Here is a 14698-nt window from a genome sequence, read left to right as displayed (position 1 = left end):
AAAGATGAACATGGAAATAAATCCTTCAGAATACAAAATACTAATTGTAGATGACGTAATGTCGAATGTATTGTTGCTGAAGGTACTTCTTACCAATGAGAAGTTTCAGATTGCGACAGCCAGTAACGGTCGTCAAGCGTTGGATCAGGTTACAAAAGAGAAACCTGATCTTGTTCTGTTGGATGTGATGATGCCTGATATGAGTGGCTTTGAAGTTTCTCAGCAACTGAAGGCCAATCCGGAAACGGCAGAAATTCCGATCATCTTTTTGACGGCTCTGAATAGTACGGCGGATATTGTGAAAGGCTTTCAAGTAGGAGGTAATGACTTTATTTCAAAACCTTTTAATAAAGAAGAGTTGATAATCCGCGTCACTCATCAAATCTCACTGATTGCTGCGAAGCGTATTATCGTGGCGCAGACAGAGGAACTGAGAAAGACGATTATCGGACGTGATAAGCTTTATTCTGTAATAGCTCATGATCTTCGTTCTCCAATGGGATCCATTAAAATGGTATTAAATATGCTTATATTGAATTTGCCAAGTGACACCATAGGACCAGAAATGTATGAGTTACTTACGATGGCCAATCAAACTACAGAGGATGTGTTCTCTTTGCTTGATAATCTATTGAAATGGACTAAGAGCCAGATCGGTAAGTTGAAGGTAGTATATCAGGATATTGATATGGTAGAAGTTACTGAAGGAGTGATAGAGATTTTCTCGATGGTAGCTGAATTGAAAAAGATCAGTATTCGTTTGGAAACACCAAGCAAGTTGGACGTACATGCTGACATTGATATGATAAAAACAGTTATCCGTAATTTGCTTAGTAATGCTATCAAGTTTAGTAATGAAGCAACTGAGATATTGGTAACAGTGCAGGAACAAGAGGGTATGGCTGTCGTGAGTGTAAAAGACAGTGGTTGTGGTATCGACGAAGAGAACCAGAAGAAATTGTTGCATACAGATACTCATTTCAGTACTTTCGGAACGAATAATGAAGAAGGTTCCGGGCTCGGTTTGTTGCTTTGCCAGGACTTTGTTATCAAGAACGGTGGTAAGTTATGGTTCACATCTACTAAGGGAGAAGGATCTACATTCAGTTTTTCTATCCCATTGAAGAAATAAACAAGAGAAAACTTACACTATTAAGTTATAATATTATAAATGCCCGAAGCCTGCTTTATATAGAAAGAGGGCTTCGGGATTCTTTTTTATTGGATGTGTCTATTATGAAGTTACGTTTCTGCTATCTCGCTTTATGGGTACTTATAGTCATTCTTGGGCTTGGCTCACGGACTTACGGTGATTATCTACCTTCTTTTGTAGCCACTTATGCCGGAGATACCCTTTGGGCTGCTATGGTATATTGGGGAATAAGCTTTCTTTTTCCCCTTACCCGTTTATTACGAAGAGTGACGATTGCTCTGCTGTTTTCTTATTGCATTGAAGTGAGTCAACTATATCAGTCCGATTGGATAAATGCGATTCGGGGAACAACTTTGGGGGCATTGATTTTAGGACATGGATTCCTATGGTCTGATATGCTGTGCTATACAATAGGCGTTGGACTGGCAGCATTAACAGACTTCTTTCTTACTTATAAGAGGAAATAATTAACCGGATATCTATAAAGGAGTTTTTGCTTTTGGATTATGGATAAATAATCGGAACATAAATGACATGTATTTAAAGGCTTTATTTGTAAATCAGTGTCCCATTTAATTTATACTGACTCCAATCATTATATGGCATTGGGAATTATTGCCGCAATATAACAATTATCATCCGGATATTCGGATTTGAAGGTATTATAGGCTATACCTATTGCTTCTTCTGGCGAATCAGCTTCAATATTCTCCTTAATATTGAGAGATTCAATCTCTTTGCCCTCTTTGACAAGTATATAATAAATGATCACAACATATTTCATACCTCATGATATTTAAGTGCCGGAAATAGTGCCGGAAATGCAAACATACGCCTTTTTATTCATAAAATCAAAATAAGTAATGAGAGTATTCTGTGCATAAATAGAGTTATATTGATAAAAAATCAGATTTGAGGAGAGAAATAGGAAGCATTTTTATACTTTTGCGACCGATTTCGGATAGGATACAATCGCGCGAAGAAAATAAACGTTATGGATATATTTTGGAACACTATTGCGGGGTACAACTCGGCTACCTGGCTTTTTCAGTTGATAATTGTTATCATTGGTATCATTCTTACAGGGCTATTGCTGAGGAGACCAGAGTCATGGGTGAAGTTATCGATGAAGTTTTATCTTATATTTCTTTATATATGGATTGCGGTGGTATATTATTATATTTATTGTGCCGAACGTAACTATAATGTTGTGATGGCTCTTTTTTGGGGAGTGATGGTCTTAATATGGATATGGGATACGTTGACCGGATATACTACGTTGGAGCGTAGCCGCAAATATGATGGTCTGGCATATATCCTGTTGGTTATGCCTTTTATTTATCCTTTACTTTCTTTGGCACGCGGACTGACATTTCCGGGTATTACTTCTCCGGTGATGCCTTGTTCGGTAGTGGTATTTACCATTGGATTATTATTGTTGTTTGCACGTAAAGTGAATATGTTTCTTGTGCTCTTTCTTTGCCATTGGTCGCTCATCGGATTATCCAAAACCTATTTTTTCCATATTCCTGAGGATTTTCTGCTTGCCAGTGCCTCTGTGCCGGCTCTTTATCTTTTCTTCAGAGAATATTTTTTGAACAGACTGCATACTGATACAAAGCCCAAAGCTAAACTTATTAACTTATTACTTGTCTCTGTTTGTATTGCCTTGGGGATTATTCTTACAGTTACCATGTTCCTGCAACTGACTCCGGCCGAATGATGAGGTCATTTTTGTCAAGAACAGATTTATTGATTATTAACCTAAAAGCGACTTTTCCGGAAGAAAATATCTGTTGCATTGCAACATAGTGTTATTTGCATCGCAACATACCAGCAAACGAATCGTAACATACTATGTAATATTGAATGGGTATCGAGAAAACTCCGTTAGATGCCCTATTTATATGCCTTTACAAGCATTCTAACCGGATCTCCTTTATAATTATTTTCACAAAGATAATCTATTTCTTTGTGAAAGTTAAGTAAATGAAATTTGTTTTACAGAAAAATTTCCATTAATATTTCTTTATTCTATAAAACGTGCGCAGTGCATACCGGATAATCTTTCCCGGAAGCCAGCCCTTAACTTTGGCAAACCCTACTTGCGATAATGGCCCGGTAAGTGTCCGGAAAGGAGGATTCTCTTTTTCTACTAACTTCAATATGGTGGTTGCCAACTTTGAAGGTGAGCATCCTCCTGTTTCTGCTTTTTCTATGATCTTTAGTGTATCTGCGAAATATTGCCCGTAATCGGGATTGTTCAGGGTAGTGGCAGAGATATTCCGATTGGCTGTAAATCCAGTATTAAAATCTCCTGGCTCCACCACACATACTTTGATACCAAACGGATGTATTTCCAGCGAAAGAGCTTCACTGTATCCTTCTATCGCGAATTTTGAAGCAGAATAAAAACCCTGATAGGGTACTGCTATTAGTCCTGCAATAGAACTGATATTGATAATCTTTCCTTTGCGTTGCCTACGCATAATAGGTAGTACGGAACGACATACACGAACCATACCCAGAAAGTTTGTATCCATTTGTAGGGCGATTTCTTCATCCGTTGCTAGTTCTAGTGCACCACCAATGCCCACACCGGCATTGTTTATCAGTACGTCAATACGTCCGTGTTCTTTTATAATACGTTCCACTACATGGTGTATGGAGTTACTATCAGTAACATCTGCAACAAGCATCGTCACACTTTTTTTGTTTTCGGTTTGCTTTCGGCTTGTGCCATATACGATGTGTCCTTGTGCAGCGAGAGTTTGTGCTGTTATTTTTCCGAATCCTGAAGAGGCGCCGGTAATGAGTATAACTTGTGGTTGTTTCATGAATCATTTTTGATTTTGGAACAACAAAGATAAATATATTCTCTCACGGAGATGTATTCATGGAGATTAATTTCTCTTTATATACCCATACAGCCAGCCCGAAGTATACCACAGTCTGTACCCACAGCGTGATATATTCCGGGCGTATATCTGCCATGTTTCCTCCCATAGAGTTTAGTTTTACAAAAGCAAGTGTGCCCGGTGCTGCCGGTATAATATAATGTGCCATTTTCCAATACCACGGCATTAATTCCATGGGATAGGATACTCCGGAGAGGAAAATCAATCCCACGGAGAAGAAAGCAATCATCAGCAGAGGAGCTTCTGAGTCGGTAAACCAGCGTGAAGCTGCCAGCCCGAAGAAACTGGTTGCCAACAGGTAGGGGATGAGCATGATTATAATATCCTTGCCACTGCCTATATTGGGAATACTAAAGAAGTGGGGCAACAATCCCAGCAGAAAGAAAGCGAACAGAGCATACAGCATGCAATAAACAAATGTTTTTCCTGTAACGATACGTGCTGCAGTTTTCCATCCCGTCCCGAATGGGAGGTAGGCACGTATGCCGCCTGTTTGATATTCATCTCCCGTCACCATACCAATAACCATTAGTAATGTCTGAAAGATGATGACCATCATTACCGCCGGAATAAGATAAGAACCGTATCCTTCGGTATAATTGTATAGTGCTGTACCTGAGATATTGACAGGCTTTGCCATAGCTACAGCTATCAGGCCTTGCGGAGGTAGAAATACAGTACCATCCGGACGATAGGCATCATTAATGGCAAGCATCACCCGTGATGATGCTTCTTGTAGGGCTTCATAATAAAGAAAGGCATCTGTAGTGGCATAGAGTGAGAATACGGCTTCCTCTCCTTGAAATACCCGATCTTCGAAGTTATGTGGCAAGTATAGAATACCTTGTACTTTCCCTTCTTTCATCCATTCCTGTGCCTCATGATAATCCATTGCCTGTGCATAGATTTCTATTTGTGGTGTGGCATTGAGCCAGCGTATATATTGTCGGCTCAAACTGCTGTGTGAATTATCTACCACAGCAACAGGAGCTTTGGTGACGATGTTCGGGGCATACATATAGTTGTAGAGTAATCCATAAACAAAGATACCTCCCATTAGCACCAGCAACACAGCGTAACTGGTACTGATAGCACGAAATTCGCGTGCGATAATAAATGCCAGTTGTGAGAGTTTATTGGATGTTTTCATATTTATGACTGATTATAGCTCGTTTCAGGTGGGGGAGCATCATTAACGCTAATAGCGGGAAGATGCAAAGAAAAACGGCCGAAGGCCATAGGTAGACGAATCCACCACTGGAATAGAGCATAGTTTGTACAATTTCTGTAAAATGGCGTACCGGAAAGAGGGATGAAGCGTCTCTTACCAAAGGATACATATTGGCCACTGGGAAAGTAACTCCGGACAGTGTTGCTCCCAGTGATCCTACCATAGACACAATACTGATAATGAGTGCTACTGCCGGAAACAGAGAGAAGATGAACAGTGCCAGTGATTGGGTTGCGACCACAAAAAGCACGGTCATTGTATTCATCAGCAGCCAGCTGCCATGAAAGGGAATATGCAGCACGCCAAACATAACATAGTTGCCCAGTATACCGATAAGGCTGAAAATGAGAGTGTAGGGTAGGAGTTTACCCATGATGGCGGTCACCATGTTTCCCTTTGCTACGGCAAGCCAGTTGTCTCCGGTACGAAACTTGATTTCACTGCCCACGCTGTACACGGTGATGAGTAATATGAGTACCTGAAACAATACAAAAAAGAAGGGCTGGCTCAGGTAGACCGAGTAATCCAGGGACGGATTGTATATAGGATGATTATTTGCCTGTACAGGTAGGAGGAATGTTTCTATTTGTTGTTCATTTACTCCAAGTGCTACAGCCTGCATCGCTATGGGAGATAATGCTACTGGTGCAAGCGATGTTTCGAATGCCGCCATTAGCTCGCCGCCCACTGAGAGCAGTGCATAATGATAATAATAGGCGAGAGTAGCTTCATTGCCTGTTGTGGCATCCTGCTCAAAATTGTGAGGGATGGAGAGATAGCCATATATCTCTTTACGTTGTACCGCTTCACGGGCGGCAGCTTCATTGGTAAAGTGGCGGGTTACCTTGAAAGTGGGTACTGCCGATATATTTCTTGTTATTGTCCGTGAAGTTGCTGTGTTATCCTGATCGACAATACCGATAGGTATATTCTCCATTTGTCCGTTGCCGAAGATAGTAGCCATAAAGAAGAGGGTGAACAATGGCAAGACGATACAGACGCCAAAATAAAGGCGGCGTGAAGTCATCCGTGTCCACTCACGACGTAGGACGGAGATTAGTTGATAGTTAGAGGTTGAATATTGAGAGTTATTAGTCATAATTAATAATTTAATAATATACCGATGCAATTCCCCACTGTCCATTGTCAATTGTTCACTGTCAATTGAACAAGCACCGACATTCCCGGCCTTAATCCATCTACAGATTGTGTGGGTCTTGCATGTATTTCAAAAGTTTGTAAATCGTAGCTACCCGTTTGTTTGGTCGATTTCCATGTAGCGAAGCTACCCAACGGACTGATATAATATATCTCAAATTCTACATCTTTTTTAGCTATTGCCGGAACATCTGCTACAAATTTACCTCCCATACGGAAGTTTGGCATTAAATCTTCACGTACATTCAACACCACATGTACATCACTCATCACTACCAGATTCATGATAGGTGTTCCCGGTGCTACGAGTTCTCCGCGTTTGGGGAAGATAGTGGCTATCTGTCCGTCTTCGGGAGCTGTAAGGCGTGCATCTACGAGTAGAGAAGTTACTTCATCCACTGTGCTGCGTGCCGCATCTACCAGACTTCTTGCCGAAGCTTTATCTTCACTCTGTGCACCATCTACCGCCATTTGATATTGTTCATAGGCAGCACGTTCTGCAGCAACTGCTGCTTTGTACATCGCTTCTACCTCATCTTTACGTTGTGAAGTTATCACGCTGTCTTTATATAAAGTAAGTATCCGGTCATAGGTAGTCTTTGCCAATGACAGATCGCTCTTTGTTTTATTCCAAAGTTGCTGTGCAGTAGCCACAATCTGTCGGCGTGTACCTGCATCAATCTTTTTGTTTTGCTGTACAGCTACTTGTTCCAATGCATCCAGTTGGCGATATTTGGCTTCTATGGTCGGACTGTTGATTACTACAAGTGTATCGCCTTGTTTCACCCAGTCTCCCTCGCGTACTAAGAAAGTGTCAATACGTCCGGGCAGTTTTCCACTGATACGTATTTCTGTAGCTTCTGCCTGGCCTTGTAGCACGAGTGGTTGTTTTCTCATTAATATCATACCGATAGATGTAAATAAGAGAACAACTATCAGGACAACAATAAAGGCGATGCTCAGACTTTTTCTGTTAGAAGTTTTCTCTTGTACTTCCTTTGAAGAGGGCGTTACCTCTTTTTTTATATTATCTTCTGTATTCATAATTATGGGGTTGATTATCGTTTCTGTTAATTGAGATTCTTTCGTTTTTTTATTCCTCTTTAAGCAAGTTACCAGGCGAAGTGGCGGCATATTGTTTGAATTGTTCCGGTGTACCACATAGGGCCAGTAGATTCATTAGTGCTACATCATATTCGTAATAGGCAGCCAGTCGGGCTACTTTTACTTTAGCCAGCATTGTTTCTGCATCAATCACCTCGGTTGAAGTGGCCATTCCTTCCGTGAAAGCTTTTTTCCGCATTCGCACCAACTCTTCACTCAACTCAATGGTGGTGTTCAAAGCGCGCACGTTATCCTGTGCCTTTTGCATCTGACTATATAGCTTATCTACTCCTACGGCGAGATCGTCTTTTGCTTTTGCCTGCCCCAGTGCTAATGTCTGTCTGGTGAGTTTAGATTGGCGGATCCGCTTCTCACGTTCCAATCCGTCAAAGAGGTTCCAGGTAAAGCCTACCCCGATCATTGTACGAGGTAACAGATTGCTTTGGATACCGTGTGAATATAATGTCTGTTTGCCAAAGAGTGCAATATTGGGCATATATCCGCTTTGATCAATCTTTACCTGTTGCCTGGCCATGTGTTCCTGTAGGTTTAACTGATTGACAAGATAGTTACTGGTATTTACCGAAAGAATAAATTCCATCTTGGGTGGAAGTGAATCATTTATAAACAGAGGTGAGGAAGGAGTAATCTCTCCATTTTCTCCCTCTATATTGAGCAATGTTTTCAGTGCATTCTGTACAACAGCTTCTTCTTTACGTGCTGCTTCCAGTTCGCGTTTCGCTTCGTCCATATTAACTTGTGCAAAGAGACGTGCCGCTTTGTCTATCATCCCGGTAGCTTCCAGTTTGAGGGCATTCTCATAATGCTTTTCCAATCCACGATAGGTTTCTTCGCGCACTGCCACTACTTGTTGTGCCAGTCTTAATCCATAATAACTTTCGGCTAATAGTGTACGTTGTGTGGCATCCACTTGCGCCCGGCTTTCACGGGCAAGATCTACCATGGTATTTCCTATCTTGCTGGCATGGAATCGTTTACCGCCAGAGAAGAGTACCCATTCGGCAGTAACATCTACTGTTGTGAGATTGCGTGGTGCCAAAGGGAATATCAGCGTATTGGCTCCTATCTGATCGAGTATGCCACTTATAATTTTGTCATCCGGAATAATACTATGTACAAAGTCTTTTGCCGGATCGGTAAATTGTGACAGAGGCTGTTTTACCTCTATTTTCTCTGACATATGTACAAATGCTCCGGTTGATTGCACGCTTGGGTACCAGAATGCGTTCAACTTTCCTTTTTCACTTTTGGCTATTTCCACTCCTTTATCTGCTATTTTTAAACTCTGGTTACCATTGTGCAGTAACTCAAGAGCTTCCTCAAAACTAAGGTGTTGCTTTCCGGAGCTATCTTCTTGTGCTATAACGGTAGGTATAAATAATCCTACCGATAGCATAATGAGAATCATTCGATGGTTTAGGTTCATATTCGTTATTCGTTTATTTCGTGAGAAGTTAACAGATGAAAAAGAAGATTGTTCGCAGACTGTATTTTAAAGCAGAAAAATAAAACCGCGAATTACGCAGTTTAAGGTTTTACTAAACTGCGTAATTCGCGGAATTAAAAAGTTATGTGTAAGAAAGAACCTATTTCATCACCCGGATAGGCAAATCCAACGGTCCGTCATAGGTAGAACGGGTATTTGCCTGTCCTTTCTTCGGTCCTGGTATCAGCGAACTGTAAGTCAGGATGTGGCGTACCCTTTTCTTTTGATCTCGTGTAAACTCGTCCAGATAGCAGAAGCTATAATCCATAATATTCCGTGCTGTAAACGGACCACTCTGGCAGTCGTAACGATGGGCTAAGTCTGCAAAAGAAACATTACCGGACAGGCTTTCCAGCCAATCCATATATTCACCCCTGTCGTAGGTGGGAGTGTCTTCACAATAATCGGTATCTTCGCAAATTTTAACACCGTTTAAAGTAGCCTCGGAGAATGTATGATATAAACCTAAATAGTGTCCAATTTCGTGAGCGAGAGTAATGGCGGCATCATTCTGATTCAAACGTCCATTGATACTTTCTTCATAAATATAAGTACTGTTTATGGATATACAATAAGCATATTGGAGATTATCTCCGGTAATATAGTAGGGGACAGTTTCTGTACCTTCCAGAGGATATCCCTGAGGGGTATATGGGAAATGAGATACGCCTAATGTATTTTCGTCCGTAAAAGTATACACCATTATATTAATGTAGTCGTTTGGTTCCCAGATCAGGTAATTGTAAGTATGGTCATTGGTAAACATAAATTCTTCCATATCAATAGATGCTGATTTCCATTTAATACGTTCTACACCCGGTTCAGACAGGGTATTCCCTTTGGGATCTTCAGTGGCAAGTACAAATTCCAGATTCATATCTACACTATTGGTTCCTGCATGTTTGTAGAGTTCATTCACTCTCTTCAATATTTCCGGCAATCTTCCTTCTTTAACATATTGCGTATTGTTATTTCTGTCATTGTATAGTACATGGAAGATGACAGGAAGTTTATAATGGTATTTTTCCGGGTCAAAAGGAGTACTGGCAGGTTCTTGTTTTAATTTAATTTCTTTATTAATCCCTTGTGAAGTGACTGTAACGACTGCCGTCCTTGCTGTTTTTTCTAAATTTCCTTCAATGTATATCGTTAACTTTTGGTTTTCGAGTCCTGTTTGCGGAGTTACGTTACACCATTTTTTCGAATTGCTGGAGGCAGTCCACGAACCATTACAGGTTATTTCTACTTCTACAGTTTCTCCATCGCTACTGATAGCATTGAATGATGATTGGGAAACTTCAAGTAATAATGAGTCTTTGTTTGAATCTTCGCAGCCAAAACAGAGAAGTAGCAATGCCAGCAGAGGATATAGATATCTCATTTTCATAATAAACATTTTTTGATATGTAATAATTTAATTAGGATATATGTTTTTCATCTTTATTCTTTCTTAGTATGTTACAAAGTTAATCTTTTTTATTTTATTTGTATCCTAAAGCTTGTTATATTAAAAATATTACTCTTCATTTATACCTGTTTCGTTTTTATTAATAAACTCAGTGTAGAGATTATATAACCACATAAATTTATTATTTCTTATTTTTTTCCGCCTACACATTGCTTTTTTACAAAACAATGTTTACCTTTGCCAACGTTTTCGAAGAATAGAAATGTAATGCGGCAGTAGCTCAGTTGGTAGAGCATTAGCTTCCCAAGCTAAGGGTCACGAGTTCGAGTCTCGCTTGCCGCTCAATTGAAAATCAAGCACTTACGTCTTTAGTAAGTGCTTTTTTTGTGTCCTTATTTGTTTTTTAATCCCGTTTATGATGGTTTTGAGAGGGTATTAATTATATTTGTGGTGCAAATTTAGTGCAAATTTTATAGCGAATACAATGGAAGACGTTATATGGAGTTTGAGCACAATTTGCACCAAATTTGCATTTTAACCCTAAAAATAGAGAGGTATGGCGATAGTTAATTTTTATTTGGACACGCGAAGAGAAAAGAAAGATGGGGTATATCCACTTAAAATAAACATACGCCACAAGGGGAAATTCCTTTTGTCAACCGGTTTTTCTGTCGCTGTCGATAAATGGGCAGGAAGTGAATTCTCGAATAAGGTAGAGAATTATAAAACAAAGAATGCTGCTCTGAGAAAATTACTTAACGACATGGAGAATACTATCTTTCGTCTTGAGATGGATGGAAAGCTCCAGGGAATGACTGATAAGTCATTGAAAGCTATTCTTGAAAAATGTCTGCCCGGGTTTATTCCGGAAAAAACAAAATGTTTTATAGATTATCTAACCGATTTCATTAATATAAAAGATAAGGCGGGGACAAAGGCTGTATATACAAGTACACTTAATAAAGTCATAGAATTTGATAGGGCCTGTACTTTTGATACAATGGATCTTGACTGGTTGCGTCGCTTTGAAAAGTGGATGAAAGATAGTGGTATGAAAATAAATGCATATGCTCTTCATTTACGTAATATCCGGGCTGTATTCAATTATGCCATCGACGAAGAGATTACCACTATGTATCCATTTCGGAAGTTTAAGATAAAGAAGGAAGAAACAGCTAAGCGTTGTCTTACTCCTGAGCAAGTTGCCTTACTCCGGGATTATGATTGTGAGGAACATCAAAAACGTTACCGGGATATATTTATGCTCATGTTGTATCTTGTTGGTATAAACGCAGTTGACCTGTTTAATTTAAAGCAATTAGTTAATGGTAAGGTAGAGTATAATAGGGCTAAGACAGGAAAGTTATACTCTATAAAAGTAGAGCCGGAAGCGATGGAAATCATAGAACGGTATAAAGGTGAAAACTGGTTATTAAACATATTGGATACTTATAGTAATTACCAGGATTTTCTACATAGAATGGATATTGGCCTTAAACAGATTGGGCCAGTTACTCGGAAGGGATTAGGTGGTAAGAAGGAACGTGAACCTCTGTTTCCTGATATTTCCAGCTATTGGTCTCGGCATACCTGGGCTACAATTGCAGCCGGATTGGATGTGCCTAAAGAAACGATTTCTGCCGCTTTAGGGCATGAGATTGGATCGGATGTGACATCTATTTATATTAAGTTCGATCAGAGAAAAATAGACGAGGCGAATCGGAGAGTTATCGATTATTTGAATGGGATTAAGGAGTAGTGTCTTTCTATTTTTTATTCTTTTTTATTTGCTTTAAAATCAATAAGTTTAAATAGTGCTATCCCTAAGTCATAAATGACTTCCAAATAGTAAATGAGTGAAGCTAAAACAAATGTTCCTGATATAATATGGATTTTCCATGAAGTGATGAAATCCATGTTCTGTATAAAGTCGCATACTATCAAGATAACAATTAGTGAACAGAGGACGAATATCTGTGCTATTAGTCCATGCCTTAATTCTTTGAATGCGGGCGAAGGATCTATACTGAATTTGTCCTTGATTTTGTTAATCTCGGAGATGATGAGTGTGCTGGTCGGAATATTTATGGCTAGAATGGTGGCTAATAATGATATAATATTATCAGAGAGTCCTTTAATGAAATCTCTGCAACCATTATTAGCTAAATAGCTTAATACGAAGGCTATTGCTAAATACGCTATTATTTTTAGTATTCTATTCATTTAAACTTTTAAATATTTCTTTTATTCCTTCAATATTATCTGCTTGAATTTCTAATTCATCAAAGCTTATTGTTTTTGTCGTATATCCTGTCCTTTGTAGCTTTTTCATTCCTTTTACTCTAAAAACGACAGAGTTACCACTTCCTGAGGCAGCCTGAGTTAATCCTTTTATCTGTTCATTACTTTCCTCTATTTTAAGACATTCTTTCTCGGCAGAATTAAACTCTAATCTGGTTTTAGCACTAAGCGAAGCTTCACTGGCTTGTTTTAACATACTTGAAACACTTTCTGAAACTCTAGGGAGATTTGGATAGTCAAATTCAAATCTTACCATTTTGATACAATCAGGATTACGATTAATTAAATCCCAAAACTCACGTTCTTGATATTCTTTTTTTATTGTAATTGATAACCCTTGATCTGTCAATAAATCATTAAATGCCTTTTTTAAGATTCTTATTACAACACCTGTTTCAGTGAATGCTTTATTTTGTTCTATAGCTATTCTTTGAACATTGGCGTCATTATAAATCAGAATATTAACGCTTGGCTCGTCTGTTTCAGTTTTTATTTGAAACTTTTGCTCTAAATGCACGCTTTTTACATTAGCTAACTTGAAAGCTATTATTCCATCTGAACAAAATAAAAGCTGTGAAGATAGCTTATGATTTCGATGCGTAAATATACTACTTTTTATTGTATTCTCGAATATCTTATTTTTTTGAGACATTAATTCACTTTGATGCCTTAAACGATCTTCATAACCAAAGAGGTTTAACTGAATAGGCAGTGGTTTGAATTGATATGTATATATAGTGTATAGTGCCATAATGATTTTTATTTTGTTAATCGCTGTCTGATTTCCTTGCTCTAATAATTTTTATGATATCTTTTACAGAATCTTTGCTTTTCCACCATAATATTAAAAGGATCGTACCTATAATAGCTCCAATAACTACAACGCAAAAAAAGGCTATTTTAGAAAAATCGTTGTTGAACGTACTGGTTAGTAAAGACACGAAGCAGGTTAACATTACGGAATAGCAGAAAATTGAGAAGTTGAGGAAGATATCAGACTGTCGTCCTTTTTCCAGTATATCAAGTTCATTTTCTTTTACTTCATATAAAATCACACTGTCAACCTTCTTCCGTACGACTTTACACCCTACGTCAGCTACATCCAATTTTGGAGCAGGCGGTGGGAGTACAGCCGGTAAAGTTTGTTTCTGTGTCGGTGCAGAAGAATTAATTTTATTCTTCAACTTGTTTAGCTTTACACCTGTCCTATTCCTGTTCATCTGTTCCTATATTTTTCTTAAGCCATTCACTGCTTTCCAAAGAAATTCTCCAGGCCGCAGCAGTCATTTCTCCAACGTATACCCGCAAATCATTTTCTATTCTTTCATAGATAGAATCTCTTAAAAGACTAACTTCAGTATTTTGAAAAAGTTTTATTGCATATACGTTAGGTAGTAGAACTATCCATTCCCCCAACTCTCCTAAAAGAGATTCAACGTCTTCTTTTTTAGCATTTTGCCGTAATTCGATGGCAACTACAAAAAGTGTATTGTTCATATTATATTTTTTTTAAAGATCAAAAACGAACTATTTCAAATGAAAATGGTTACTTTTGTTATAAAGTAGACCGATATGCAAGACTTGTATAAACGAAAAATATTTATCTTATTATTTGCTATAACTATATTGCTTGCTGTTATAGTCTCACTTATCTTAGCGTATTTTATATTTATAGCTTGAAATTTTTTTCATGATGTTTTTTTGATTATTGTTTAGTGCATTTATTAAAAAAGAAATATTAGACTTGTTACAGATGTAAGCACAGCTTTTCTAAAATTCTTATTTTGGTATAAAAGTTTGATAAATGGCCTCAATATTTGTATTACAATTCTTGGTAACATTGCAAAGAGACATGTAGTGATTCCAACAATAAATATTGCTATTAAGAGACATGGCAAGAAAGAATAACTATTACTAC

The 14698-nt window shown here is 38.4% G+C and carries 15 protein-coding genes and 1 tRNA gene; 5 read left to right on the top strand and 11 right to left on the bottom strand.

What is annotated here, in order from left to right; genetic code table 11:
- The first annotated feature begins 4 nt into the window (after positions 1-4).
- Positions 5-1132, top strand: coding sequence for an ATP-binding response regulator (locus QX565_RS08780; protein ID WP_221650484.1), 1128 nt, complete (start codon positions 5-7; stop codon positions 1130-1132).
- Positions 1133-1236: 104 nt separating this feature from the next.
- Complete coding sequence (locus QX565_RS08775; RefSeq protein WP_221650483.1) at positions 1237-1620, top strand: ribosomal maturation YjgA family protein; 384 nt, start codon at positions 1237-1239, stop codon at positions 1618-1620.
- A 128-nt stretch (positions 1621-1748) separates the two neighbouring features.
- Here the strand turns inward: QX565_RS08775 and QX565_RS08770 are convergent, their stop codons facing one another.
- The gene (locus QX565_RS08770) at positions 1749-1937 is read right to left on the bottom strand and encodes a hypothetical protein (protein WP_221650482.1); all 189 of its coding nucleotides are present in this window, start codon (positions 1935-1937) and stop codon (positions 1749-1751) included.
- 210 nt (positions 1938-2147) lie between these two features.
- On the opposite strand from QX565_RS08770, the gene QX565_RS08765 reads away from it, so the two are divergent.
- On the top strand, positions 2148-2876 hold the full coding sequence (locus tag QX565_RS08765; protein ID WP_289292556.1) for a DUF6064 family protein: 729 nt from the start codon (positions 2148-2150) through the stop codon (positions 2874-2876).
- Between the two features lie 295 nt (positions 2877-3171).
- On the opposite strand, the gene kdsR is transcribed toward QX565_RS08765, so the two are convergent.
- The 6 genes from kdsR to QX565_RS08735 form a co-directional block, all read right to left on the bottom strand.
- Entirely contained in the window at positions 3172-3990 is an 819-nt protein-coding gene (gene kdsR / locus QX565_RS08760; RefSeq protein ID WP_221650480.1) for a 3-ketodihydrosphingosine reductase, read from the bottom strand.
- Between the two features lie 43 nt (positions 3991-4033).
- Positions 4034-5221: an ABC transporter permease gene (locus QX565_RS08755; RefSeq protein WP_221650479.1), complete on the bottom strand. Its 1188-nt coding sequence runs from the start codon at positions 5219-5221 to the stop codon at positions 4034-4036.
- Positions 5205-6401: an ABC transporter permease gene (locus QX565_RS08750; protein WP_289292555.1), complete on the bottom strand. Its 1197-nt coding sequence runs from the start codon at positions 6399-6401 to the stop codon at positions 5205-5207. Before QX565_RS08750 ends, QX565_RS08755 begins: the two co-directional genes overlap by 17 nt.
- Positions 6402-6448: 47 nt before the next feature.
- The gene (locus tag QX565_RS08745; RefSeq protein WP_221650477.1) at positions 6449-7504 is read right to left on the bottom strand and encodes an HlyD family secretion protein; all 1056 of its coding nucleotides are present in this window, start codon (positions 7502-7504) and stop codon (positions 6449-6451) included.
- Positions 7505-7553: 49 nt separating this feature from the next.
- Positions 7554-9011, bottom strand: a complete 1458-nt coding sequence (locus QX565_RS08740) for a TolC family protein (RefSeq protein WP_221650476.1) — start codon at positions 9009-9011, stop codon at positions 7554-7556.
- A gap of 160 nt (positions 9012-9171) precedes the next feature.
- Positions 9172-10458, bottom strand: a complete 1287-nt coding sequence (locus tag QX565_RS08735) for a zinc-dependent metalloproteinase lipoprotein (protein ID WP_289292554.1) — start codon at positions 10456-10458, stop codon at positions 9172-9174.
- Between the two features lie 290 nt (positions 10459-10748).
- Between QX565_RS08735 and QX565_RS08730 the strand changes: the two genes are divergently transcribed.
- Both QX565_RS08730 and QX565_RS08725 read left to right on the top strand, forming a co-directional pair.
- A tRNA-Gly gene (locus tag QX565_RS08730) sits at positions 10749-10821 on the top strand.
- A 214-nt stretch (positions 10822-11035) separates the two neighbouring features.
- Complete coding sequence (locus QX565_RS08725; RefSeq protein ID WP_289292553.1) at positions 11036-12238, top strand: site-specific integrase; 1203 nt, start codon at positions 11036-11038, stop codon at positions 12236-12238.
- 14 nt (positions 12239-12252) lie between these two features.
- Here the strand turns inward: QX565_RS08725 and QX565_RS08720 are convergent, their stop codons facing one another.
- Genes QX565_RS08720 through QX565_RS08705 form a run of 4 tightly spaced genes read right to left on the bottom strand, consistent with a single transcriptional unit; the run spans position 12253 to position 14277 of the window.
- Positions 12253-12702: a hypothetical protein gene (locus QX565_RS08720; protein ID WP_278509664.1), complete on the bottom strand. Its 450-nt coding sequence runs from the start codon at positions 12700-12702 to the stop codon at positions 12253-12255.
- Positions 12695-13531 (bottom strand): hypothetical protein, encoded by an 837-nt coding sequence (locus QX565_RS08715; RefSeq protein ID WP_289292552.1) that lies wholly within the window; start codon positions 13529-13531, stop codon positions 12695-12697. Before QX565_RS08715 ends, QX565_RS08720 begins: the two co-directional genes overlap by 8 nt.
- Positions 13532-13547: 16 nt before the next feature.
- Entirely contained in the window at positions 13548-14000 is a 453-nt protein-coding gene (locus QX565_RS08710) for a hypothetical protein (RefSeq protein WP_289292550.1), read from the bottom strand.
- Positions 13987-14277, bottom strand: coding sequence for a hypothetical protein (locus QX565_RS08705; protein WP_289292548.1), 291 nt, complete (start codon positions 14275-14277; stop codon positions 13987-13989). The genes QX565_RS08710 and QX565_RS08705 overlap by 14 nt, the downstream gene beginning before the upstream one ends.
- Positions 14278-14698: the final 421 nt, after the last annotated feature.

Source organism: Bacteroides sp. 41_26 (assembly GCF_949740115.1).
Lineage (GTDB): Bacteria > Bacteroidota > Bacteroidia > Bacteroidales > Bacteroidaceae > Bacteroides > Bacteroides nordii.
Note: the sequence above shows the minus strand (reverse complement) of the source record. Positions and strands in the feature narration are given on the sequence as shown.

Coding starts and splice junctions, on each gene's coding strand:
- QX565_RS08765 (WP_289292556.1), top strand. CDS start 2,148: ATGGATATATTTTGGAACACTATTGCGGGGTACAACTCGGCTACCTGG.
- QX565_RS08715 (WP_289292552.1), bottom strand. CDS start 13,531: ATGGCACTATACACTATATATACATATCAATTCAAACCACTGCCTATT.
- QX565_RS08780 (WP_221650484.1), top strand. CDS start 5: ATGAACATGGAAATAAATCCTTCAGAATACAAAATACTAATTGTAGAT.
- QX565_RS08755 (WP_221650479.1), bottom strand. CDS start 5,221: ATGAAAACATCCAATAAACTCTCACAACTGGCATTTATTATCGCACGC.
- QX565_RS08720 (WP_278509664.1), bottom strand. CDS start 12,702: ATGAATAGAATACTAAAAATAATAGCGTATTTAGCAATAGCCTTCGTA.
- QX565_RS08735 (WP_289292554.1), bottom strand. CDS start 10,458: ATGAAAATGAGATATCTATATCCTCTGCTGGCATTGCTACTTCTCTGT.
- QX565_RS08710 (WP_289292550.1), bottom strand. CDS start 14,000: ATGAACAGGAATAGGACAGGTGTAAAGCTAAACAAGTTGAAGAATAAA.
- QX565_RS08750 (WP_289292555.1), bottom strand. CDS start 6,401: ATGACTAATAACTCTCAATATTCAACCTCTAACTATCAACTAATCTCC.
- QX565_RS08740 (WP_221650476.1), bottom strand. CDS start 9,011: ATGAACCTAAACCATCGAATGATTCTCATTATGCTATCGGTAGGATTA.
- QX565_RS08705 (WP_289292548.1), bottom strand. CDS start 14,277: ATGAACAATACACTTTTTGTAGTTGCCATCGAATTACGGCAAAATGCT.
- kdsR (WP_221650480.1), bottom strand. CDS start 3,990: ATGAAACAACCACAAGTTATACTCATTACCGGCGCCTCTTCAGGATTC.
- QX565_RS08745 (WP_221650477.1), bottom strand. CDS start 7,504: ATGAATACAGAAGATAATATAAAAAAAGAGGTAACGCCCTCTTCAAAG.
- QX565_RS08775 (WP_221650483.1), top strand. CDS start 1,237: ATGAAGTTACGTTTCTGCTATCTCGCTTTATGGGTACTTATAGTCATT.
- QX565_RS08725 (WP_289292553.1), top strand. CDS start 11,036: ATGGCGATAGTTAATTTTTATTTGGACACGCGAAGAGAAAAGAAAGAT.
- QX565_RS08770 (WP_221650482.1), bottom strand. CDS start 1,937: ATGAAATATGTTGTGATCATTTATTATATACTTGTCAAAGAGGGCAAA.